General features: G+C 34.4%; 16 protein-coding genes and 1 riboswitch. Of the genes, 2 read left to right on the forward strand and 14 right to left on the reverse strand.

Annotated features, from left to right (window positions below; all coding sequences use genetic code 11):
- Positions 1-118 precede the first annotated feature (118 nt).
- Complete coding sequence (metE, locus tag GKZ86_RS02625) at positions 119-2,440, forward strand: 5-methyltetrahydropteroyltriglutamate--homocysteine S-methyltransferase (protein ID WP_154781557.1); 2,322 nt, start codon at positions 119-121, stop codon at positions 2,438-2,440.
- Positions 2,441-2,624: 184 nt separating this feature from the next.
- On the opposite strand, the gene GKZ86_RS02630 is transcribed toward metE, so the two are convergent.
- Together GKZ86_RS02630 and GKZ86_RS02635 are read right to left on the reverse strand one after the other, a co-directional pair.
- Positions 2,625-3,212, reverse strand: coding sequence for an outer membrane beta-barrel protein (locus tag GKZ86_RS02630; protein ID WP_194632428.1), 588 nt, complete (start codon positions 3,210-3,212; stop codon positions 2,625-2,627).
- Positions 3,213-3,466: 254 nt separating this feature from the next.
- Positions 3,467-4,045, reverse strand: coding sequence for an outer membrane beta-barrel protein (locus GKZ86_RS02635; protein ID WP_154781558.1), 579 nt, complete (start codon positions 4,043-4,045; stop codon positions 3,467-3,469).
- Between the two features lie 143 nt (positions 4,046-4,188).
- Between GKZ86_RS02635 and gldA the strand changes: the two genes are divergently transcribed.
- Positions 4,189-5,085, forward strand: a complete 897-nt coding sequence (gene gldA / locus GKZ86_RS02640) for a gliding motility-associated ABC transporter ATP-binding subunit GldA (RefSeq protein WP_154781559.1) — start codon at positions 4,189-4,191, stop codon at positions 5,083-5,085.
- Between the two features lie 452 nt (positions 5,086-5,537).
- On the opposite strand, the gene GKZ86_RS02645 is transcribed toward gldA, so the two are convergent.
- From GKZ86_RS02645 to GKZ86_RS02700, 12 genes are all read right to left on the reverse strand, one after another.
- On the reverse strand, positions 5,538-6,947 hold the full coding sequence (locus GKZ86_RS02645; protein ID WP_154781560.1) for a pyridoxal-dependent decarboxylase: 1,410 nt from the start codon (positions 6,945-6,947) through the stop codon (positions 5,538-5,540).
- A gap of 40 nt (positions 6,948-6,987) precedes the next feature.
- Entirely contained in the window at positions 6,988-8,211 is a 1,224-nt protein-coding gene (locus GKZ86_RS02650; RefSeq protein ID WP_154781561.1) for a dicarboxylate/amino acid:cation symporter, read from the reverse strand.
- A 100-nt stretch (positions 8,212-8,311) separates the two neighbouring features.
- The gene (locus GKZ86_RS02655) at positions 8,312-8,965 is read right to left on the reverse strand and encodes a class I SAM-dependent methyltransferase (RefSeq protein WP_154781562.1); all 654 of its coding nucleotides are present in this window, start codon (positions 8,963-8,965) and stop codon (positions 8,312-8,314) included.
- Between the two features lie 143 nt (positions 8,966-9,108).
- Positions 9,109-10,065 (reverse strand): methylenetetrahydrofolate reductase [NAD(P)H], encoded by a 957-nt coding sequence (gene metF, locus GKZ86_RS02660; RefSeq protein ID WP_154781563.1) that lies wholly within the window; start codon positions 10,063-10,065, stop codon positions 9,109-9,111.
- Positions 10,066-10,146: 81 nt separating this feature from the next.
- Positions 10,147-12,822 carry a methionine synthase gene (metH, locus tag GKZ86_RS02665; RefSeq protein WP_154781564.1) on the reverse strand — a complete coding sequence of 892 codons (2,676 nt, stop codon included), beginning with the start codon at positions 12,820-12,822 and terminating at the stop codon, positions 10,147-10,149.
- A gap of 264 nt (positions 12,823-13,086) precedes the next feature.
- Positions 13,087-13,536, reverse strand: a complete 450-nt coding sequence (locus GKZ86_RS02670; RefSeq protein WP_154781565.1) for a hypothetical protein — start codon at positions 13,534-13,536, stop codon at positions 13,087-13,089.
- A gap of 162 nt (positions 13,537-13,698) precedes the next feature.
- Positions 13,699-14,703 (reverse strand): homocysteine S-methyltransferase family protein, encoded by a 1,005-nt coding sequence (locus GKZ86_RS02675; RefSeq protein WP_154781566.1) that lies wholly within the window; start codon positions 14,701-14,703, stop codon positions 13,699-13,701.
- A 335-nt stretch (positions 14,704-15,038) separates the two neighbouring features.
- Positions 15,039-15,153: riboswitch (SAM riboswitch) on the reverse strand.
- A 318-nt stretch (positions 15,154-15,471) separates the two neighbouring features.
- Complete coding sequence (locus GKZ86_RS02680; protein ID WP_154781567.1) at positions 15,472-16,524, reverse strand: NAD(P)/FAD-dependent oxidoreductase; 1,053 nt, start codon at positions 16,522-16,524, stop codon at positions 15,472-15,474.
- A 97-nt stretch (positions 16,525-16,621) separates the two neighbouring features.
- On the reverse strand, positions 16,622-17,203 hold the full coding sequence (locus GKZ86_RS02685) for a bifunctional precorrin-2 dehydrogenase/sirohydrochlorin ferrochelatase (RefSeq protein ID WP_154781568.1): 582 nt from the start codon (positions 17,201-17,203) through the stop codon (positions 16,622-16,624).
- A gap of 96 nt (positions 17,204-17,299) precedes the next feature.
- Positions 17,300-18,073 (reverse strand): uroporphyrinogen-III C-methyltransferase, encoded by a 774-nt coding sequence (gene cobA, locus GKZ86_RS02690; protein ID WP_154781569.1) that lies wholly within the window; start codon positions 18,071-18,073, stop codon positions 17,300-17,302.
- Positions 18,066-20,156: a HEPN domain-containing protein gene (locus GKZ86_RS02695; RefSeq protein ID WP_154781570.1), complete on the reverse strand. Its 2,091-nt coding sequence runs from the start codon at positions 20,154-20,156 to the stop codon at positions 18,066-18,068. Before GKZ86_RS02695 ends, cobA begins: the two co-directional genes overlap by 8 nt.
- A 163-nt stretch (positions 20,157-20,319) precedes the next feature.
- A complete protein-coding gene (locus GKZ86_RS02700; RefSeq protein WP_154781571.1) occupies positions 20,320-21,564 on the reverse strand; it encodes a sulfate adenylyltransferase subunit 1 in 1,245 nt (414 codons plus the stop codon).
- Positions 21,565-21,601: the final 37 nt, after the last annotated feature.

Below are 21,601 nucleotides of genomic sequence, written 5' to 3' on the forward strand. Positions count from 1 at the left end.
ACAGTAATTAAAACTTTAAAAATTAAATTTTAAAATACATTTTACTGAAATAATTACCAAATATAAGTTATAAAATCTAATACAATAAATTTGTTCAGTAAAAAATACTGAAACAAAAATGAAAACAACTAATTTAGGTTATCCAAGAATTGGAAGTAACAGAGAATTAAAAAAAGCCAGCGAATTGTATTGGGCGGGACAACTTTCGGTTGAAGAACTTATTCAAACCGGAAAAGATATCCGTCGTACCAACTGGCAATTACAAGCTGAAGCCGGAGTAGATTTAATTCCGTCTAATGATTTTTCTTTTTACGATCAGGTTCTTGATTTAACTTTGGCTTTGGGAGCAATTCCGGCACGTTATCACGAATTTGCCAAAACAAACTCTTCTATCGATTTGTATTTTGCAATGGCAAGAGGTGCACAAAAAGACGGACAGGATGTTGTTGCTATGGAAATGACAAAATGGTTCGATACCAACTATCATTATATCGTTCCTGAATTTACTAAAAACCAAAAATTCGAATTGTTTTCAGAAAAAATAATTACTGAATTTAAAGAAGCAAAAGATTTAGGAATCGTTACAAAACCAGTTTTAATCGGGCCAATTTCATACTTGCTTTTGGGAAAAGAAAAAGAAGAAGGTTTTCACCGAATTGATCTTATCGATGCTTTACTTCCTGTTTATTTTGAAATTTTCGAAAAACTACAAGCAGAAAATGTTAAATATATTCAATTAGATGAGCCTTTCCTGGCATTGAATTTAACTGATAAGGAAAGAAATACGTTTACAGAAGTATACAATGAAATCAACATTCGTTTCCCAAAAATTAAAATTGTTTTAGCGAATTATTTTGATTGTTTCGGAGAAAACCTGGCTACAGCTTTGGCTTTGCCTGTTGATACATTTCATTTAGATTTAGTTCGTTGTCCGCTTCAATTAGATGATATTTTAGAATCCGGGAAATTAGCTTCAAACGTAAACCTTTCATTGGGAGTTGTTGACGGAAGAAATATCTGGAAAAATGACTTTAAAAATTCTTTAAGCCTGATCAAAAAAGCAACTGATGCTTTAGGAGAAAACAGAATTTTGGTTGGCCCATCTTGTTCCTTAATTCACAGTCCTTGCGATTTAGATCTGGAAACTAATGATGCTACTTTAACTCCGGAAATTAAACAATGGCTTGCTTTTGCTAAACAAAAAATCAACGAAATTGTTCTTTTAAAGCAATTCGCTTCAAATGAAGTTGACACTAAAAACTCAGCTGCATTTGAGCAAAATACTATTGCGAATGACAATCGTAAAACTTCAAAATTAATTCATAATAACGAAGTTAAAGCGCGTGTTGTCGGAATTACAGCTTCTGATGACAAACGTAAAAGTACTTTTGCAGTTAGAAGAAAAAGCCAAATCGAAGCTTTAAATCTGCCATTATTCCCAACCACTACAATTGGTTCTTTTCCTCAAACTGCCGAAGTGAGAAGCTGGAGAGCGAAATTCAAAAAAGGAGAATTGACTACGGAACAATACAATGATTTAATCGAAAAAGAAACGGAAGCTACAATTCGTTTTCAGGAAGAAACAGGAATCGATGTTTTGGTTCACGGAGAATTTGAACGTAATGATATGGTGGAATATTTCGGTGAACAATTAGCCGGATTTACTTTTACCAAAAACGGCTGGGTTCAAAGTTACGGAAGCCGTTGTGTGAAACCTCCGGTTATTTATGGTGACGTTTCAAGACCAAACCCTATGACAGTAAAATGGTCAAAATATGCACAATCTTTGACTCCAAAATGGGTAAAAGGAATGCTTACGGGTCCTGTAACGATTTTGCAATGGTCATTTGTTCGTAACGATCAGCCGCGTTCTGAAACTTGTACGCAAATTGCTTTGGCCATTCGTGATGAAGTTGTAGATCTTGAAAAAGCCGGAATCAAAATTATTCAAATTGATGAGCCAGCCATTCGCGAAGGTTTATCATTGAGAAAAGAAGAATGGGCAAATTATTTGGATTGGGCTGTAAAAGCTTTCCGTATTTCTGCAAGTGGCGTTCATGACGATACGCAAATTCACACGCACATGTGTTACAGCGAATTTAACGACATTATTCAAAACATTGCTGATATGGATGCTGACGTTATTACAATTGAATGTTCACGCTCGCAAATGGAGCTTTTAGATGCTTTTGCCAACTTTAAATATCCAAACGAAATTGGTCCCGGAGTTTATGATATTCACTCTCCGCGTGTTCCTTCAAGTCAGGAAATGGTAAGATTATTAGAAAAGGCTTCAGCAGTTATTCCGGTAGATCAGCTTTGGGTAAATCCTGATTGTGGTTTAAAAACACGTCATTGGGATGAAACTAAAAAAGCCTTAATCGAAATGGTTGCCGCAGCTCAGGAAATGAGAGCTGCAGTTGAAAATCCCGTTACTTAATAGTTTTATTTAAATACATTTTTGTTTTTTATTGCCAGCGAGTGAAGTCGAAAATCTTGTAGTTATGATTTAATTTCGACTTCACTTTAGTTGGTATTTTTGGCATTTTATTCATAGTTATATTTCACAAAAAAAAGGCACCCAAATTGGAGTACCTTTTTCAAATTAAAATATATTCTAAAACTTAAAAATTCTTTGAGATCCCTACAGAAAATGCTTTTCCAAAATTGAAATTAAAGCTTTTGCTATCACTTCCGTAATCTCCTTCGTAGTTAAATGTATTATAACCTATGCCTCCAATGTTGAAGTTTAGACCAAATCCTTTATGAACATTAATAAAAATTGCTGGCGTAACACCAATATAAAACCCGTCACCTTTATTAACAGTAGAAAGTGTTTCATTTCTAGTAGTATTTTTTTGGTTGTGAAAACCTAGTCCCAGATCTGCATAAGCAGAAAAAGTTTGATTTAAAGGCTTAGAATAACGTAAAAAGCCTCCTATAGAAAAAACATTAGATTTTGATTCATTATTATTATTATTGAATTCTTGTTTTGAAGTACCAACTCCTCCTTCAATACCCGCAGTCCAGTTTTCGTGAAATTGATATCCTACTTTAGGCCAAAAAAGAAAAGAGTTAGATTTAATTTCTAAATCTGAACTTGATGCGTTTTGAGAATTGAACTCTAGACTTCCCATAACTAAAACTGAACCTTTTTGGGCATTTGCAAAGCCAAAAACTGACAACGCAAGAATAAGTAACATTTTTTTCATAATTGTGTATATTAAAATTTAATACTTATTTACCAACAACGATGCCATCATTATTAATAATTTCAATCAGAAAAACAACATTCTAATTATCAATATCTTACAAATTAAAAACTTACAACAAAACTAAACGCAACGAGAATGACCTTAAATAGTATTCTATAATTGAAGAATTTAAAATCAAAACTATGTCTTTCATAAATACAAAAAAGCACCCCAATTGGAGTGCTTTCTGAAATTGAATATATGATTTAAGATTAGAAGTTTTTAGAAACTCCAATGTTAAATGTTTTACCAAAATTAAAATTGAAGTTTTTATATTCTGGTCCGTTGTTGTCATAGTTGATTGTACCGTAGTTCAAACCACCAATGTTAAAGTTTAAACCAAAACCTTTTTTCATATCGATGAAAAGAGCTGGTGTTATTCCAACATACATACCATCACCTTTTGCAGTTGTAGTAAGTGGTCCTGCATACGTTTTATCTTTTTCACTTTGAAAACCAGCTCCTAATTCTGCAAAGAATGAGAAAGTTGGGTTCAATGGCATTGTGTAACGTAAAAATGCACCTAATTTAGTAGTGTTGAATCTATCTTCGTTTGTTCCTTGTTTTGTTTTAGAAGAACCAAAAGAAGCTTCACCTCCTACAGTCCAATTATCGTGAAATTGGTATCCTACTTTAGGAGAAAAATCAAATTCATTATTCTTAACTTCATTATTACCAAGAGTTCTTGTTTCTGAAGAATAACCAATACTTCCACCAACTAAGATTGTTCCTTTTTGTGCATTTGCAAAGCTAACCATAGCTAATGCAAGAATAACTAACATTTTTTTCATTGTAAATAATTTAAATTTAATATCCCTTTAACAATAACGATGCCGTAGCGCCTGACTATTAAGATTTTTTTATGATTTCTTTAGAAGACAAAAATTTAGCAATCAAGACTATTTCTGTTTACTTTTGTAGCAAATAAATAGTCATGTCGATAGAAGTAAACAACATATCAAAAAGTTACGGATCTCAAAAAGCTTTGAACTCAATTTCATTCTCTATTCAGAAAGGAGAAATCGTAGGATTTCTTGGACCTAACGGAGCCGGAAAATCTACGTTAATGAAAATTTTGACCACTTATTTATTGGCCGATGATGGCTCAGCCCTTGTAAATGGTCACGATGTCATGACAAATGCAAAGGCAGTTCAGCGTTCTATTGGTTATTTACCAGAACATAATCCGTTATATTTGGATTTGTATGTTCGTGAGTATTTGGCTTTTAATGCCGATGTTTATCAAGTTGACAAATCAAGAATTGAAGAAGTTATTCAACTGACAGGACTGACACCGGAAAGCCATAAAAAAATAAGCCAATTATCTAAAGGGTATCGTCAGCGTGTAGGTCTTGCCAACGCTCTATTACATAATCCGGATGTTTTAATTTTAGATGAGCCAACTACAGGTCTGGATCCGAATCAGTTAATGGAAATTAGAAATGTTATTAAAAATGTTGGGAAAGACAAAACCGTATTTTTATCAACTCACATTATGCAGGAAGTGGAAGCAATTTGTGATCGTGTCATTATTATTGACAAAGGACAAATTGTGGCTGACAAAAAATTAGACAATTTAGTTGCTGCCGGTTCTGAACAAATTATCGAAGTAGAATTTGATTATCAGATTGAAGAACAACTTTTGGCTAAACTTGAAAATATCGCTTCATACAAAAACACTCATGATATGACTTGGGAATTAACTTTTGTTACCGAAAAAGATATGCGTCCGTCTATTTTTGATTTTGCTACTGAAAACGGATTAAAAACATTGCAATTAAATCAGAAAAATAAAAACCTGGAAGCTGTTTTTAGAGAAATTACTAAATAAGGTTTCGGTCTCAATTTTTACAAATATTAAAAAAATCGCTCTGTAATGGAGCGATTTTTTTATGCCTATAAGTTAAGTTTAAACTTTCTTTTGAATTATTACTTCCTAAAAGAGTTCAACTTTTCTTACTTCTCTAAATTTTCAAAAATTATCATGCTTTTAAAGCAACTAATTCTCAATACTTTACATTTTATCGAATTAAATTGTATTTATTTTTATTTAGACTTAATATGAATAGTGTTGTATTTGAAAAATGAAATTATACTCTTCTGTTATTGTACAATAGCTATTAGTAAAATATACGATCTCGATAATCGTATTGTTACTATAATCTATATGTACTGAATATAAGCCTTTTGTATATTTATAATCCTTGTTTTTTTGTTTTTTTTTGTGTTAGTAAAGAGTCTGTTTGTAGTCAACAGACTCTTTTGTTTTATACCTTTCGTTGTTTATAAATCTAGATCTGCTGCAACAACTTTCATTTCCTCAATTACGATTTTAATATCATTTTCAGTTGTACGCCAATTTACAAAAGAAGCTCTGATTCCTTTACGGTTTTGATAAACCGTTGGCGTCATAAAAACTGTTCCGGAATCATTTAAAGTAGTCAAAAATTGAGCTACTTTTTCCTGATTATGATCTCCTTTTAAAGTGAAACAAACATTATTTAAACGAATTGGAGCCAGAAGTTCAAAACTACCATTTTCTATAAGTTCGTTTGCAAAATGCAAAGCCAATGAAACACTATTCTCTACAATATCTTTAAATCCTTCTTTTCCATAAGCCAATAAAGAAAACCAAACAGGCAAAGCTCGTAATCGTCTTGAATTTTCTGGAAGCACATTTAAGTAATTGAAATTTTCTAACGGATTCCCTAAATAAGGCGCATTTGAATTCTGAAACGTTTCTACTTGCAAAGTTGTGTGCTCTTTTTTAATTAAATAAAAAGCACTTTCATAAGGCACATTCAGCCATTTATGGCAATCGATTGTGATGCTGTCTGCTCCTTCCCAGCCTTTTACAAAATGTTTATATTTGTCTGAAACAGCTGCAAATCCTCCAAAAGCAGCATCAATATGCCACCAGAAACTATATTTCTCTTTTAGTTTTGAAATTGCTTCAAAATCATCAAAATCTGCTGTATTTACAGTTCCTGCGCTTGAAATCAATATAAAAGGTTTTCCATTTAAATTTTTAATATTCTCTTCTAAATCATCAATATCAATTGCCTCTCTATTTCCCTCAATTGTTTTAACCGATGTATAATTTTGACTTCCAATTCCTAACATCGCTAATGTTTTAACTGATGAAGAATGTGGCGTTGCCGTTAGTATATTAATCTTTTCTGAAATTCCGTTTTTAGCAAAATCTTTCCCAAACTGATTTCCAAACCATTGTCTGGCAACTCCCAAACAAGTAAAATTTGACATAGTTGCGCCAGTTACAAATCCACCTAAAAATGATGTTGGCAAATCTAATAATTGCAGTAATAAATGAATTGTTTCAAATTCTATTAATGCCGAAACTCCACCTTGCGCTTTTATTGCCTGCGTATTTTGATCGTAAACAGAAGCCAGCCAATCGCCCACAATGGATGCCGGAGTTGAACCTCCGGTAACAAATCCCCAATATCTTGGTCCTGGCGAAGAAACTAATAATGGCGCTAATCGCTCATTAAATTCTTTTAAGGCTTCTAATGAACCTAAACCCAGTTCGTTTAAATCACGCGTTGGGTCAATTGTATTTTTATTTGAAGTTGGAATATTTTCTAAATTATTCAAAAAACCAATTCCTTGCTGTTTTGTTTTTTCTAAGATATTTTCGAAGTCGTTTAAATCTTCCTGAAGTATTGAATTCATAATATATTTAATTTGTTTTCACACGGATTTTATTTTTGTTTTACCATTTCGTTTTTTCAGAAAACCGGGCAACCATCATAGAAGATATTACGTCACCATTTGCATTTAATAAAGTAGCAATTGGATCGACTAAAGTTCCTAAAATCATGGCTACGGGCAAAGCTTGTTCCATCGGTAAACCGTAAACGGTAATGGCCAGAATCTCTCCTATATATCCTCCATTCGGAATTCCGCCTTCTACAATTGATACGATTACAGTAATTCCTAACGCTAAAAGTATGGTTAATGGATCTGTGAAATCTTTTCCGAACATGGCAAATAAAACTGTGATCTTTAATATGGATGACATACTCGAACCATCTTTATGTAATGGTCCGCCTAACGGAATAACCAAATTTCTAACGTGTTTGGGAATTCCCATTTTTTCAGCCGCATCAAGATTTGCCGGAATAGTTGCAATACTACTGCAGGTTCCTACTGCCGTTAATGAAGGCGTAATATTATTGCTCCAAAACACTACAAAAGCACGTTTCCCTCCTGATATAAGTGCGTATAAACTATAAAAGACAAAGAAATAAAAAACACAAGCGCCATAATAAACGCCCAATGGTTTAGCGTAAGCTCCAAATAATTGCGGGCCGAAAACGCCAACCTGATAGGCAAAATAAGCTCCTAATCCTACGGGCGCTAATTTCATTATTATGCCTAAAAGCTGTTTCATAACTTCGTTACCAGAATCTAAAAAACTTCTGAAACCACTTCCTTTTTCTCCAGATTGTAATGTTGCAAATCCTACTAAAAAAGAGAATATAATAAGTGCCAGCATACTTTTTCGGGATAATAATTCGAAGAAATCATTTGCTGTAACCAATTTTGCGATTTGATCTCCAATACTTCCTGATTCGATTGTTTCTAATGGAATTTTAGAAACAATAATACTTTGATGAATTGGAAAAATATAAACTGCTGTAATCATTACGATTGCTGATATTAATACTGTTCCTAAAAAAACAGCCAGCATAATGATAAAAAGTTTTCCAAGTTTTTCTGTTTGTTCTAAATTGGCAACAGACGAACCAATGGTGAAAAAAATCAATGGAATAATTGCTGTAAAAAGTAAGTTCAGAAATATATCTCCTAGTGGTTTTATAACCTCAACATCTTTTCCGAATACTAATCCGAGAATACTTCCAAGAATGATTCCACCAAGAAGTAAAAGAATACTGCCGTAACTTTTGAGAAAATTGATTTTTTTAACTTCCATAATTAAATAGATTAGATAGGATTTAGAATTAAAACTTGAAATAAAAATCAATTAAATTACTCAAAAAAAGAGTACTAAAATTTTTGCCGCTGTTTTTTTGTTATTTTCCGAGAACTAAAGTAGTAAAAGCCCTGTCAACCAATTCTCCGGTTTTACTTTTTACTTTCTCTGTTGAAGTTTCTTTACGAACTATTTTAAAAGCTGTTTTTCGAACTAATTCTTCTGCTTTTTCAGTACTGTAAAGTTCAAATTCATATTGCGTAAACGGAAGTTGTTTCATGAAACTTTCTTCGGCAAATGTTAAACTAAAAGTTCCATTTGATTTCAAAACGCGGTATATTTCAAAGAGAAATTTTTGAGGTTCCTTCCAAAAATAAAGGGTATTTACAGTAAATATTTTATCGAAAAAAGCATCTTGAAACGGAATTATATTTCCATCATAAAGTGAAAAGAAGGCTTGTTTTTGGGAGACAAAATTTCTGTTGATTTGTCGCGCTTCCTGAAACATTAACTCAGACATTTCGAGTCCGTAATATTTTAGATTTTTGGCTTGTTCGAATAGAAATTCTAAATGTCCTGCGTTTCCGTGACCTAATTCCAGAATAATATTTTCGTCAGCAATATTTAGATTTAAGATAGAATGACGTGTCATATTGATGTTTGTTTCATGCATCATATTTGCCATTTCTATTCCTTTTTCTCCCGTTGGATGTTTTAGCTGAGAAGCTATAGCTTGTAATTCTTCTTTTTTCATAATGAGTAAAATTAAATTTCAAATTAATCCCGAAACTTCGGGACCAAATTTCAAGCTTGCTATATCTTTGTAAAAGTTTTAAACTTTGACAAAGATTAAACTCTTTATTTCCCACATTCCTGTCATTTCGACGAAGGAGAAATCTAAAAAAGATGACTCGCTATCTGGCGAATATTCTCCGATTTTCCCATTGAATAATAATGCAAAACTGGAACTCCGGCAGCTTTTAATTCTAACGATTGTTGAATTGCCCACTCGATTCCGACTTGTTTTATCTCTACATTGTTCTTGCATTTATCAACTGCATTAATCAAATCTTCAGGCAAATCGATACGGAAAATTTGAGGTAAAACCTGCAAATGTCTCTGAACCGCAATGGGTTTAATTCCCGGAATAATAGGAATCGTGATTCCCATTTCTCTTGCTTTTTCTACAAAATTAAAATATTTTGCATTGTCAAAAAACATTTGTGTTACAACATAATCAGCTCCGGCATCAACTTTTTCTTTCAGTCTTTTTAAGTCAGATTGTAACGATGGAGATTCTAAATGTTTTTCCGGATAACCCGCAACTCCAATACAAAAATTGGCTCTGTTATCCGCATCCATAACTTCGTGAAGATATTTGCCTTGGTTTAGTAAACTAATTTGTTTTACCAAATCAATTGCATAATCATTACCTCCGGCTTTTGGCATAAAATATTGTTCGTCTTTCATCGCATCACCACGCAAAGCCATCACATTGTCAATTCCTAAGTAGTTACAATCTACCAAAAGATATTCGGTTTCTTCTTTTGTAAATCCTCCGCAAAGTACATGAGGAACGGTATCTACATTGTATTTATGTTTTATAGAAGCGCAAATTCCAAGCGTTCCCGGACGCATACGAGTTAGCTTTTTGTCTAAAAGTCCGTTGCCTTTATCAATATAAATATACTCCTCGCGAGAAGTTGTTACATCAATAAACGGTGGCTTAAACTCCATCAACGGATCAATATTATCGTATAATTCCTGAATGCTTTTCCCCTTTTGAGGCGGAATAATTTCAAATGAGAATAATGTGTTTCCTTTGGCGTTTTCTATATGTTCTGTTACTTTCATTTTAAGTCTTAAAGTTTGAATGTCGAAAGTCGAAAGTCATGCCCTTTGAGACTTTATGACTTTTGACTTTATGACTATGTTTTAATCTGCTATATTAGGGTTTAACCATTTCATTGCGTAATCTGTTGGTACATTGCGTCGTTTGGCATAATCTACCACCTGATCTTCTTTTATTTTTCCAAGTCCGAAGTATTTGCTTTTCGGATTTCCGAAATAATATCCAGAAACCGATGAAGCCGGCCACATTGCCATACTTTCCGTTAAGGTTACTCCAATTTCTTCGGCTACATTTAAGAGTTTCCAAATTGTTGGTTTCTCTAAGTGATCCGGACAAGCAGGATATCCTGGCGCAGGACGAATTCCTTTATAATTTTCTTCAATTAAATCTTCTGTCGAAAGCGATTCTTCCGCATCATAACCCCAGAAATCCTGACGTACTTTCTCGTGAAGATATTCGGCGAAAGCTTCAGCAAAACGATCGGCTAATGCTTTTACCATAATCGAATTATAATCGTCCAAATCTTTTTCGAATTCAGCTGCCCATTCATCAACACCAAAACCGGTTGTTACACAAAAGGCTCCTATATAATCTGTAATTCCGCTGTCTTTTGGCAAAATAAAATCAGACAAAGCTATGTTTGGTGCTCCTTTTGTTTTTTGTGATTGTTGACGAAGCGTTAAGAATTTCTCTAAAACTTTTCCGTTTTCATCACGCAATTCAATATCATCATCATCAACCTGATTCGCAGGGAAAATACCGTAAATTCCTTTTGCAGATAATTTTTTCTCTGCCAAAATTACTTTCAACATTTCCTGTGCATCTGCAAAAACTGAAGTTGCTTCTTTACCCACAACTTCATCGGTTAAAATTGCCGGATATTTTCCGAACAATTCCCAAGTTCTAAAAAACGGCGTCCAGTCGATGTACGGAACCAAAACATCAAGATCAACTTCTACGATTTGTTTGCCAATTACTTTTGGTTTGGTTGGTGTATATTCGTCCCAATCTAATTGTAATTTATTTTTACGCGCTTGCTCAATCGTCAGGAAGTTTTTATCTCTCGAACGGTTTAAAAACGTTTCTCTAAACGCATCGTATTCTGCACGAATATCGCTTGCATATATTTTTCGGTTATGATCTAATAGGTTTCCTGCAACGGTAACGGCTCTCGAAGCATCATTTACGTGAATTACAGTTTCTCTATATTGCGGAGCGATTTTCACGGCTGTATGCGCGCGCGAAGTTGTTGCTCCACCAATCATAATCGGGATTTTAATTCCTTGTTTGTCTAATTCTTTTGCCAGATACACCATTTCGTCAAGTGAAGGCGTAATCAATCCGCTTAAACCAATAATGTCTACATTATGTTCAATCGCAGCAGCAATAATTTTTTCCGGAGGCACCATAACACCAAGATCCACAATCTCATAATTGTTACACGCCAAAACCACCGAAACGATATTTTTACCAATATCATGAACGTCGCCTTTTACAGTCGCCATCAAAATTTTTCCGTTTCCTTGTTTGTCTCCGGCTTGTTTGCTGGCTTCGATATAAGGCAATAAATAAGCCACGGCTTTTTTCATTACACGTGCTGATTTTACTACCTGAGGCAGGAACATTTTTCCGCTTCCAAATAAATCTCCAACCACATTCATTCCAGTCATCAAATTGATTTCGATAACTTCAATGGGTTTTACAGCAGCTAAACGTGCTTCTTCGACATCTTCTTCAATAAAAGCGTCAACTCCTTTTACCAATGAATGCGTAATACGTTCCTGAACCGTTCCTAAACGCCATTCCTGAATCGCTTTTTCATCACTTTTTACTTCGCCTTTTACGTTTTCGGCAAAATCCAGAAGTCGTTCTGTCGCGTCGTCGCGTCTATCTAAAATTACGTCTTCAACGTGTTCTAATAAATCTTTTGGAATATCATCATAAATCGAAAGCATTTCCGGATTTACGATTCCCATTGTCATTCCGTTCTTGATTGCGTGGTATAAAAATACCGAGTGCATTGCTTCACGAACGTGGTCATTTCCTCTAAAAGAGAACGAAACGTTACTTACTCCACCACTAATATGCGCGTGAGGCAAGTTATCACGAACCCATTTTGTACCTCTAAAAAAGTCCAAAGCATTCAAACGATGCTCTTCCATTCCGGTTGCAACTGGGAAAATATTTAAATCGAAAATAATATCCTGTGGAGGAAAACCAACTTTATTGACCAAAATATCATACGAACGTTGACAAATCTCCACTCTTCGGTCAAAATTATCGGCCTGACCAACTTCGTCAAAAGCCATAATAATAGCCGCAGCTCCATATCGTTTGATTAATTTAGCATGATGAATAAAGGCTTCTTCGCCTTCTTTCAACGAAATCGAGTTTACAACACTTTTTCCTTGTACTACTTTAAGACCAGCTTCGATGATTTCCCATTTCGAACTGTCGATCATAATCGGCACTCTCGAAATATCCGGTTCTGATGCAATTAAATTCAAAAATTTAGTCATCGCCTGAACACCATCAAGCATTCCTTCATCCATATTAATATCGATGATTTGTGCTCCGCCTTCTACTTGTTGTCTTGCAATATCAAGTGCCTCGTCATATTTCTCTTCCTTGATTAAGCGAAGGAATTTTCTTGAACCCGTTACATTTGTACGTTCCCCAATGTTTACAAAAACACTGGTTGGTGTAATAATCAACGGTTCTAATCCTGCTAATACAAGGTCTCTTCTGTTTTCTGCCATTTTCTTTTTAAGTTACTAAGATTCTAAGATGCTTAGATTCTAAGTTTTATTCTATATGTTTTAAGATTTTACTAACCTTTATTCTTCTTTAATCTTATTTTGGGCGTGTTTCGCCGCGGCGAACCGGGCTATCCGTTACAAGTCCTCGCACTTCCTTCGTCAGACTGTGGGCTAACCGCTTCTATCCCTCACGCAAATTTGGTTTCAAAACAACTATATTCTTCACGATTTCAACCTGCAAGGTTTTAAAAACCTTGTAGGTTTCTATTTCCATTTTGTCTTTTCTATATATTTACAAGTTACACCTGCATCATATACGTAATATTTTGTTTTAGTAAAACCCGCTTTCACTAATGAAATTGAATCAGGTTCTAATTCTTCTTCTAAAACTATATAGTTTTCCTCCGGGTTATTTATATTGTATTTAACTTTAAAAAACTTGTTTAAAATCTCACTGTCATATTCTTTAACATAGATTGTTGCTCTTATTTTTTTATCCAGATAAAAATAATATTGTAATGTATATCCGTGTTCATCATGATCTTTTACTCTGGTCAACAATCCTATTTTTTCTCCTTTAAAAGATTTTAAATAATTACCCTGTTCTTTATCATTGTAATACATTGAATATATAAGTAAACCAACTAGCATAAAAAAGACGATTACTTTAATCTCGTTCGATTTATGAATTATTCTTACGTCTTCTTTTATCATTTTTCTTTTTCAATAGCTACAAAATATATTGTTCCCGACTTTACATTTTATTCTCAGTTCAACCTGCAAGGTTTTCAAAACCTTGTAGGTTTGTCTTTTTATTAGCTTCCAAATTATATTATACCTACAAGGTTTTGAAAACCTTGCAGGACAACGAAATAATTACGCAAAAACAGGCGCAACTCTCGGTTTATAATCCTTCGCAACTTCTGCAATTAATCTGATATGATCCGGAGTTGTTCCACAACAACCACCAATAATATTGATTAAATTATCATCTAAATATTCTTTGATGAAAGCCTGGGTTTGTTCTGGCGTTTCATCATATTGACCGAATGCGTTTGGCAATCCTGCATTTGGATGTGCTGAAACGTTGAACTGTGTATGTTGTGCTAATGTTTTCAAATACGGTTTCAATAAATCGGCTCCAAGAGCACAATTGAATCCTACACTCAATAACGGAATATGCGAAACTGAAATCAAAAATGCTTCAACGGTTTGTCCTGAAAGTGTTCTTCCTGATGCATCGGTAATCGTCCCTGAAACCATGATTGGAATATCAAGATTACGTTCGTCTTTTACTTCTTCGATTGCAAAAAGTGCTGCTTTTGCATTTAAGGTATCAAATATTGTTTCTACCAAAAGTAAATCGCAACCTCCATCCATTAAGGCTTCTACTTGTTCTTTGTAGGCAATTCGTAAATCATCAAAAGTTACGGCTCTGTAACCCGGATCGTTTACATCTGGCGACATACTTGCTGTACGGTTTGTTGGGCCAATTGAACCCGCAACAAAACGAGGTTTGTCCGGATTTTTAGCGGTAAACTCATCGGCTACTTCTCTTGCGATTTTTGCCGATTCGTAGTTTAACTCGTAAACCAATTCTTCCAGGAAGTAATCGGCCATACCGATTGTCGTTCCTGAAAAAGTATTGGTTTCTACGATGTCTGCGCCGGCATCAAAATAGGCAGCGTGAACATCGCGAATTGCTTGTGGTTGTGTTATGGATAGTAAATCGTTGTTTCCTTTTAATGGATGCGGAAAATCTTTGAAACGCTCTCCTCTGAAATCTTCTTCGGAGAAATTATAGCGCTGCAACATGGTTCCCATTGCTCCGTCAAGGATTAGGATATTTTTTTTTATTGCTTCTTGTATCGTAATTGCCATATTTTTTTGTTTTAGCTGCTAAGACTCTAAGGTTCTAAGATGCTAAGTTTTTTTATTTAATTGTATTTCCGATTTTAAACCCGACGGGTTTTGAAAACCTGTCGGGTTTAGCACGATATTTTGATTCACTTTAATTCCAAAAATTCACTATTGATGGCTTATTAGCCCCGATGGAAGCAAATATCCTTTTATTCTGGGGTTCAGAATAAAAGATATTTGTATACAGCGGGAACTATTGACTGCAAAAATGCGCCAATGATTCGCTCATAATACTGAATCAGTAAAATTATATTGTAAGTTGTCAGGAAGAGTTTTGAGAAATACTTTATGTATTTGTGTTATCTATCTTTAATACTATGAATTAGTAAAAAGTAGAATGTAGCACCTTCTTTATGATAAAGGGTTGCTAAGGTTTCATTGGGTCTATCCCTCCGCCTTTCGTGATAACTTTCAATAATTTTAAGAACAGTGCAAAGGTATGAAATCGACTTGCGATTTGCAAATGTTTTTTTTTAAGTGTCTGAGACGCTAAGGTTCTGAGGGACTAAGTTTAAAGTTTGACTATTGTTTTTCCAATATAGCCCGCGGTTTCAAACGCGGGAAACGTATCGCGATAATGCGTTATGTTCAAACGTTGTGTTCCAGTGGTTGAAACCACTGGCTATATTTTTATGCTTTTTTCTAAAAAAGAAAGCTCAAACTTGATAACAAGTTTGAGCTTTTTATATAAAATATCTTAGTTCCTTAGAACCTCAGCGCCTTAGTAATTTAGATAATCGCCTTAACAACCGCTTTTGGAGCTTCTTTACGAGTTCCGTCAAAACCGTCTACACCAGAAACTGTTGTATATTTCAACACGTATTTTTTACCCGGATTGATGATTGCGTATGCTGCCTGACACATTAAAGTTGCTTCGTGGAAACCACAAAGGATTAACTTCAATTTTCCTGGATATGTATTAACGTCTCCAATTGCGAAGATTCCCGGAATATTAGTTTGGTAATCTAATGCATTGTTTACTTTAATGGCATTTTTCTCGATTTCTAATCCCCAGTCTGCGATTGGTCCTAGTTTTGGAGTCAATCCGAAAAGTGGAATAAAATAATCTGTTTCGATTTTACGGTGTGCTCCGTTTTCTTCGATATCTATTGATTCTACGTGTTCGGCACCATTAATACCGATTACTTCTGCAGGAGTAACCAATTTAATTTTTCCGGCTGTTTTTAATTCCTGTACTTTTTCTACAGAATCCAAAGCACCTCTAAATTCATTTCTTCTATGAATTAAAGTCACTTCTGAAGCTACATTTGCAAGGAAAATACTCCAGTCTAATGCTGAATCTCCTCCTCCGGCAATTACAACTCTTTTGTCTCTGAATTTTTCCGGATTTTTGATGAAGTATTTTACTCCTTTATCTTCATAAAACTCGATATCTTCAATAAGTGGTTTACGTGGCTCAAAACTTCCTAAACCTCCAGCGATTGCTATAATAGGCGCGTGAAATTTAGTTCCTTTATTTGAGGTTACAATGAAACTTCCGTCTTCTTGTTTTTCGATGGTTTCAGCACGTTCTCCTAAAGTATAACCTGGCTCGAATTGCTTGATTTGCTCTTGCAAATTATCAATTAAATCCCCTGCTAAAACTTCTGGAAAACCAGGAATATCATAAATAGGTTTTTTTGGGTACAACTCAGAAAGTTGTCCTCCTGCTTGTGGTAAAGCATCTAAAATATGACATTTTAATTTTAATAATCCTGCCTCGAAAACGGCAAATAAACCTGTTGGCCCTGCTCCAATTATAAGTATATCTGTTTTAATCATTATGGTATTTGTTTATAATCATTCTTAATAACACAAAGGAACGAATAATTTATTCTATTTTCAATGATTTTTATCATTCATTTCCTTGAGAAACTTTTTACTCTTTATTTTTTAATGAAGCGGTAATCTCGTTCATCTTTTTTACTTTGTCTTCAAAATTGCCTTTCAATGTTTTCCTGTATTCATTGAGGTTTTCTACCATTTGATTAATGTCTTCCGGAATTACTTCTTCAAAAAATTCCCTTAACCTTTTGGCTGTTGTTGGCGATTTTCCGTTGGTCGAAATAGCAATTTTTACATTTCCTTTTGTTACGATTCCACCCAAATAATAATCACATAAATCTGGCGTATCGGCAATATTGCAAATCAAATAACGCTTTCGGGATAATTCATATACCTTTTTATTGACTTTTAAATCATCGGTACAAGCGATTACCATGTGACGCTTTTTGAGCATTTTCTTTTTAAACTTCGATTCTGTTAATGTAATCGAAGGATGATTTTCTGCTAAAACTTTAATTTCTAAATGAAAATCTGGCGCGACAACCTCAACATTTGCATTTGGGCTTGACTTTAATAAAAAAGTAAGCTTTTCTAATCCAACATTTCCCCCGCCCACAATCAAAACATTCAGATTATGAAGTTTTAAGAATATTGGATATAATTCGTTCTGTTCCATTTTAATTTAATTTCATCTAAACAAAATTAGATGATTTTTGATGAATATTGAATTAAATATTCATGCATCACTGAGGTTGAAACCTCAGGCTATGTCTTATCTTGAGATTTCTTTTGACAGGAATTCTTCGTAAAAGCCTTTTAATTTATTGCTTTCTCTCACAACTTCTCCTAGAACAATAATGGCTGGCGAGCTTAGTTTTTGTTCTTTTACAATTTCTAAAATCGAATCTACTGTTCCAACTCCAACTTTTTCTTCTAAAGTTGTTCCCTTTTGAATGATCGCAACGGGTAAATTTCCTTTATCTTCTTTTTGAAACAAATCGATAATCTGAGGCAATTTGTGCATTCCCATTAAAATAACAACCGTTGCAGAAGATTGTGCTGCCAAAGCTACATCTGAAGATAATTTTCTATCAGAAGTTGTTCCGGTTATCGCCCAAAAGCTTTCTGAAACGCCTCTTTTTGTAATCGAAATTCCCTGGCTTGCAGGAACTGCAACTACTGAAGAAATTCCGGGAACTACAATGGTTTCAATTCCGAAACTTTCTACAAAATCTATTTCTTCACTTCCGCGTCCGAAAATAAACGGATCTCCGCCTTTTAAGCGCACTACATTTCCGTACGTTAATGCATTATCAACAATCAACTGATTGATTTGATCTTGTGTGTAAGCGTGATTTCCTATTTTTTTTCCAACAAAAATTTTGATGGCATTTTTAGGTGCGTGTGCTAATATTTCTTCATTGGCCAAGGCATCGTACAAAACCACATTTGCTTCAGCTAGTGCTTTTACGGCTTTGAGCGTAAGCAAATCTGGATCGCCCGGACCTGCGCCAACTAAAGTTACTTTGGGTTTACTATTAAGCATTTGCTAATTCTTGAGCTCTGTATTTCTCTATGGTATCAAAAAATGAAATTCCTTGTTGAATGTATGCTTTTGCAAATGCTTCTGAAGGTTCATTTTGATTGATTTGATATACTAATTCTCTGAATGTTGTTGCCAATTCTATTTTAGAAGTAGTTACAAAAACAGTATCAAATAAGTCTACAATTCCTGCGTGATTATTTGTTTTTTCATTTTCAGCAAGCAATAATGCTTTAGCGCCATTTACAAATCCAGCGTAAGCATGATAAATTGCATCTGACCATTTTCCTTCGTCGAAAGATTCTTGTGCGAATGTTAGTTTATCTTTAGCTTCTAATAATAAGGTAGCAACCAAATCAATTACAACTCCGGCACATTCTCCTACTCCAACTGCTTTTACATAGTTGTCTGCATTACCCCAATCGATGAAATCAGCTTCGGTTAAATTGGTTACGTCTGCGAAAGGTTTTAAAATTTCGTAGAAATATTTCTCTCCTTTCAGATCGTAATAATTCAGGAATTTTTCTCCGTTTGCATTCGCATCAAAATCATTCAAAATGGTACGTAATGCATCCGGTCCTCTACGGCTTGGAATTTTAATTACTTTGTCAGCAAAACGTCCTGAACCGTTTCCTAATTTTCCTCCACCTAATAAAACCTGTAAAGCCGGAGCAACAAGTTTTCCTGAATTGATTGACATTCCCTGAAATCCAATTGCAGACATATTGTGTTGTCCGCAAGCATTCATACAACCCGAAATTTTAATTTCAATTTCGTGATTGTTTAAATACTGAGGATATTCTGCATTTAGTACTTTTTCTAATTCTTCTGCAATACCGGTACTACTTGCAATCCCCAAATTACAAGTATCAGTACCCGGACATGCCGTAATATCTGCCGTAGAATTATATCCTAAATGAACAAAGTCCAACTTGGCTAATTCTTGGTAAAAGAAAGGTAAATTAGCTTCTTTTACGTGACGTATTACAATATTTTGACGCAATGAAAAACGTAATTCGTTTGCTGCGTAATTTTTAATTAAATCGGCTAATAATCTCGCTTTATCTGTATAAAAATCTCCTAATAAAACTTTGATTCCAATAGCGTAATAACCTTCTTGTTTTTGTGCAATTACATTCGATTTTTTCCAGGCTTCATACCCTTTTGTATCTTCGATTGTAACTTGCGGAACTTCTAATAATGGCTCTGGAATTGGACCATCAAAAGCAGTTGTATCTATTTCGTATGTTTCAAAAGCGATTGCTTTTTTCTCTTGTTCAACCAAATCCAGGAAAACATCTTTCCCCATTTCTTTGATCAAGAACTTCATACGTGCTTTCATTCTTTTGGCACGTTCTCCGTATCTGTCGAAAATACGGATGATTCCTTCTGCTGTTGGAATAATTTGGTTTACCGGAACAAACTCTGAAAGTAATTCGGCATGTGCAGGCTGAGATCCTAAACCTCCTCCAAACATGATTTTAAAGCCTTTTTCTCCATTTACAATTTTCGGAATAAATCCTAAATCGTGTAAATAACTCAAAGCAGTATCTTCTTCAGACGATGAGAACGAAATTTTGAATTTACGTCCCATTTCCTGACAAATTGGATTTCTTAATAAGTATTGAAAAAGTCCGTGTGCGTAAGGCGAAACATCAAATGGTTCGTTTACGTCTACACCGGCTAATTCGCTTCCTGTAATATTCCTTACGGTGTTTCCGCACGCTTCACGAAGTGTAATATCGTCTTTAGCCAGATTTGCCCAAAGTTCTGGAGTTCTGTCTAAACTTACGTAGTGAATCTGGATATCCTGACGTGTTGTAATGTGCAAACGCCCTGTTGAATATTCATCAGAAACTTTAGTAATACGCACTAATTGTTCGCTCGTTACTTTACCGTAAGGTAATTTAATACGAATCATTTGAACGCCTTCCTGACGTTGTCCGTAAATTCCACGTGCTAAACGAAGACTACGAAAACGCTCATCATCAATTTTTCCTCCACGGAATAAATGAATCTTTTTTTCAAGATCGATAATTTCTTTTTGAACTATCGGATTTTCTATTTCTGTTCTAAAACTTTCCATTTTTCTTTCGCTTTAGGCTTTAAGCTTTAGGCTCTAAGCTTTTTTAACTTTGTGTTTTTCTTGCTTTTGGCTTTTGGCAATAAGCTTTAAGCCCTTGCATGCCTTTTTATACGTTTTTTGCTAAAAGCTTACAGCCTAAAGCTTATTGCTTACAGCAGTGAAACTACCTAATAAATCCTACTCCTGCTGTTGTATTTGTTGCTGTATCAATTAAGATAAAAGCTCCATTTGATTTATTTTCGTTGTAAGCGTCAAAATATAAAGGCTTACTTAATTTGATGCTTACTTCTCCGATTTCGTTGATGGCTAATTGTGAAGCTTCTTTTGTTCCGGAATAATCTGTTGAGATGGTATTTTTGATACTTTCTACTTTTGCTAAAACCGAATTTGTATTGTGCTGTACAATGTATTTTGTTCCTGCAACCAGTTTCTTGCTATCCATCCAGCAAACTGTTGTTGTGATTTCTTTTTCAATTTTTGGAAGTTCTGATGATTTTACAATCATATCGCCTCTTGTAACATTGATATCATTTTCTAATTCGATTGTGATTGAAGAACCTGCAACAGCTTCGTCAAATGTTTTATCGAAAAAGTGAATTTTAGATACTTTTGATTCTGTTAAAGAAGGAAGAACCGTTACAGCATCTCCAACTTTTATTGAGTTTCCGTATAATTTTCCTGCGTAACCTCTAAAATCGTGGTATTCTTCTGTTTTTGGACGAATCACGGTTTGAACCGGGAAACGTGCTTTTCCTGCTTCAAAAACATCAGAAGCATGTAATCCTTCTAAATGTTCTAATACAGTTTGTCCATCGTACCAAGACATATTCTCTGATTTATCAACCACGTTTCCGCCATTGATTGCACTTAACGGAATGTAACTTACGTTTTGCTCTTTGAATGTGCTTTTTGCATTTAATGCCTGAAAATCGGCTTTGATTTTATTGAAAACTTCTTCAGAATAATCAACTAAATCCATTTTATTAATGGCAACAATTACTTCTTTTACTCGCAATAAATTATTGATAAAAAAGTGACGGTATGTTTGCTCGATAACGCCTTTTCTGGCATCAATTAAAATAATAGAAACCTGAGAAGTCGAAGCTCCCGTAACCATGTTTCTTGTATATTCTACGTGACCTGGAGTGTCGGCAATAATGTAACTTTTCTTTGCAGTCGAAAAATAAATATGCGCCACATCAATTGTGATTCCTTGCTCTCTTTCGGCCACTAAACCATCCGTTGCCAAAGAAAAATCAAGATAATCGTATCCTTTTTGTTTACTGCTTTTTTCGATTGCTTCAATTTTATCAGTCGTCAATGATTTTGTATCGTACAATAATCTCCCGATCAAAGTACTTTTTCCGTCATCTACACTTCCTGCTGTTGCTATTTTTAAAACTTCCATTCTGTAATATTTTGTTTCAGGTTTAATTTTTGTTTCA

The organism is Flavobacterium sp. LC2016-13, assembly GCF_009707955.1.
Lineage (GTDB): Bacteria > Bacteroidota > Bacteroidia > Flavobacteriales > Flavobacteriaceae > Flavobacterium.

Excerpts from the sequence above, each read along its gene's own strand:
- metE (WP_154781557.1), top strand. The coding sequence starts at position 119 with ATGAAAACAACTAATTTAGGTTATCCAAGAATTGGAAGTAACAGAGAA.
- GKZ86_RS02630 (WP_194632428.1), bottom strand. The coding sequence starts at position 3,212 with ATGAAAAAAATGTTACTTATTCTTGCGTTGTCAGTTTTTGGCTTTGCA.
- GKZ86_RS02635 (WP_154781558.1), bottom strand. The coding sequence starts at position 4,045 with ATGAAAAAAATGTTAGTTATTCTTGCATTAGCTATGGTTAGCTTTGCA.
- gldA (WP_154781559.1), top strand. The coding sequence starts at position 4,189 with ATGTCGATAGAAGTAAACAACATATCAAAAAGTTACGGATCTCAAAAA.
- GKZ86_RS02645 (WP_154781560.1), bottom strand. The coding sequence starts at position 6,947 with ATGAATTCAATACTTCAGGAAGATTTAAACGACTTCGAAAATATCTTA.
- GKZ86_RS02650 (WP_154781561.1), bottom strand. The coding sequence starts at position 8,211 with ATGGAAGTTAAAAAAATCAATTTTCTCAAAAGTTACGGCAGTATTCTT.
- GKZ86_RS02655 (WP_154781562.1), bottom strand. The coding sequence starts at position 8,965 with ATGAAAAAAGAAGAATTACAAGCTATAGCTTCTCAGCTAAAACATCCA.
- metF (WP_154781563.1), bottom strand. The coding sequence starts at position 10,065 with ATGAAAGTAACAGAACATATAGAAAACGCCAAAGGAAACACATTATTC.
- metH (WP_154781564.1), bottom strand. The coding sequence starts at position 12,822 with ATGGCAGAAAACAGAAGAGACCTTGTATTAGCAGGATTAGAACCGTTG.
- GKZ86_RS02670 (WP_154781565.1), bottom strand. The coding sequence starts at position 13,536 with ATGATAAAAGAAGACGTAAGAATAATTCATAAATCGAACGAGATTAAA.
- GKZ86_RS02675 (WP_154781566.1), bottom strand. The coding sequence starts at position 14,703 with ATGGCAATTACGATACAAGAAGCAATAAAAAAAAATATCCTAATCCTT.
- GKZ86_RS02680 (WP_154781567.1), bottom strand. The coding sequence starts at position 16,524 with ATGATTAAAACAGATATACTTATAATTGGAGCAGGGCCAACAGGTTTA.
- GKZ86_RS02685 (WP_154781568.1), bottom strand. The coding sequence starts at position 17,203 with ATGGAACAGAACGAATTATATCCAATATTCTTAAAACTTCATAATCTG.
- cobA (WP_154781569.1), bottom strand. The coding sequence starts at position 18,073 with ATGCTTAATAGTAAACCCAAAGTAACTTTAGTTGGCGCAGGTCCGGGC.
- GKZ86_RS02695 (WP_154781570.1), bottom strand. The coding sequence starts at position 20,156 with ATGGAAAGTTTTAGAACAGAAATAGAAAATCCGATAGTTCAAAAAGAA.
- GKZ86_RS02700 (WP_154781571.1), bottom strand. The coding sequence starts at position 21,564 with ATGGAAGTTTTAAAAATAGCAACAGCAGGAAGTGTAGATGACGGAAAA.